The organism is Flavisphingomonas formosensis, assembly GCF_009755815.1.
Lineage (GTDB): Bacteria > Pseudomonadota > Alphaproteobacteria > Sphingomonadales > Sphingomonadaceae > Flavisphingomonas > Flavisphingomonas formosensis.
On sequence record NZ_WRPK01000032.1, the window covers coordinates 1 to 1,826 of the forward strand.

The 1,826-nt window shown below is 68.9% G+C and carries 1 protein-coding gene; it reads left to right on the forward strand.

Annotation, left to right across the window (positions count from 1 at the left end; genetic code table 11):
* A partial coding sequence (gene dxs, locus GQY20_RS31855) for a 1-deoxy-D-xylulose-5-phosphate synthase (RefSeq protein WP_157221201.1) occupies nucleotides 1-1,826 on the forward strand: 1,826 nt, incomplete at both ends.

Here is a 1,826-nt window from a genome sequence, read left to right on the forward strand (position 1 = left end):
GAAACGCCGCTTCTTGATACCGTTGACACGCCGGAGGATCTGCGGGGGCTGGAGCCTGGGCAGTTGCGGCAGCTTGCGGACGAGCTTCGCAGCGAGATGATTTCTGCGGTGGGAGTGACGGGGGGACATCTGGGCTCGGGTCTGGGTGTCGTCGAGCTGACGGTGGCGTTGCACTATGTGTTCGACACGCCGCGCGACGTTCTGATCTGGGATGTCGGGCACCAGGCCTATCCGCACAAGATATTGACCGGGCGGCGGGACCGGATCCGGACCTTGCGGCAGGGCGGCGGGCTGTCGGGCTTCACCAAGCGCAGCGAGAGCGCGTACGACCCGTTCGGGGCGGCGCATTCGTCGACCTCGATCTCGGCGGCCTTGGGCTTTGCGACGGCGAACCTCCTGGCGGGCAAGCCGGGCAAGGCGATCGCGGTGATCGGCGACGGGGCGATGTCGGCGGGCATGGCCTATGAGGCGATGAACAACGCCAAGGCGGCGGGCAACCGGCTGATCGTGATCCTCAACGACAACGACATGTCGATCGCGCCGCCGGTGGGGGGCTTGTCGGCCTATCTGGCGCAGATCGTGTCGTCGCGTCCGTTCCTGACGATGCGCGACATGGCCAAGCGGATGGCGCGCAAGATGCCGCGGCCGATCCATTCGGCGGCGAGGAAGGCGGACGAGTTCGCGCGCGGCATGGCGATGGGCGGCACGCTGTTCGAGGAGCTGGGCTTCTACTATGTCGGCCCGGTCGACGGGCACGACCTCGATCATCTGCTGCCGGTCTTGGAGAATGTGCGCGATGCGGAGGAGGGTCCGATCCTCGTCCATGTCGTGACCAAGAAGGGCAAGGGCTACGCGCCGGCCGAGGCGGCGGCGGACAAATATCATGGCGTGCAGAAGTTCGACGTGGTGTCGGGGGTGCAGGCCAAGGCGCCGCCGGGGCCGCCGAGCTATACCGGCGTGTTCGCCGACGCGCTGATCGCCGAGGCGGAGCGCGACGAGACGGTGGTGGCGATCACCGCGGCGATGCCGTCGGGCACGGGGCTGGACAAGTTCGCCCAGGCCTTTCCGGAGCGTGCGTTCGACGTCGGCATAGCCGAGCAGCATGCGGTGACCTTCGCGGCGGGCCTCGCCGCGCAGGGGATGCGGCCGTTCTGCGCGATCTACTCGACCTTCCTGCAGCGCGCCTATGACCAGGTGGTGCATGACGTTGCGATCCAGAAGCTGCCGGTGCGCTTCGCGATCGACCGGGCGGGGCTGGTGGGCGCGGACGGGGCGACGCACGCCGGCTCGTTCGACGTCGCCTATCTCGCGACCCTGCCCAACTTCGTGGTGATGGCGGCGGCGGACGAGGCGGAGCTGACCCACATGGTGCATACCATGGCGCTCCATGACGACGGTCCGATCGCGGTGCGCTATCCGCGCGGCAACGGCACGGGGGTGGCGATCCCGGCGCAGCCGGAGCGGCTGGAGATCGGCAAGGGCCGGATCGTGCGCGAGGGCAAGAAGGTGGCGATCCTGTCGCTGGGCACGCGGCTTTCGGAGGCGCTGGTCGCGGCGGACCGGCTGGAGGCGATGGGGCTTTCGGCGAGCGTGGCGGACCTGCGCTTCGCCAAGCCGCTGGACGAAGCGCTGATCCGCAAGCTGCTGACCAGCCACGAGGTGGCGGTGACGATCGAGGAGGGCGCGGTCGGCGGCCTCGGCGCGCATGTCCTCACCCTCGCCAGCGACCAGGGCCTCATCGACGCCGGCCTCAAGCTCAGGACCCTGCGCCTGCCGGACACCTTCCAGGACCAGGACAAACCCGAACGCCAGTACCAGGACGCCGG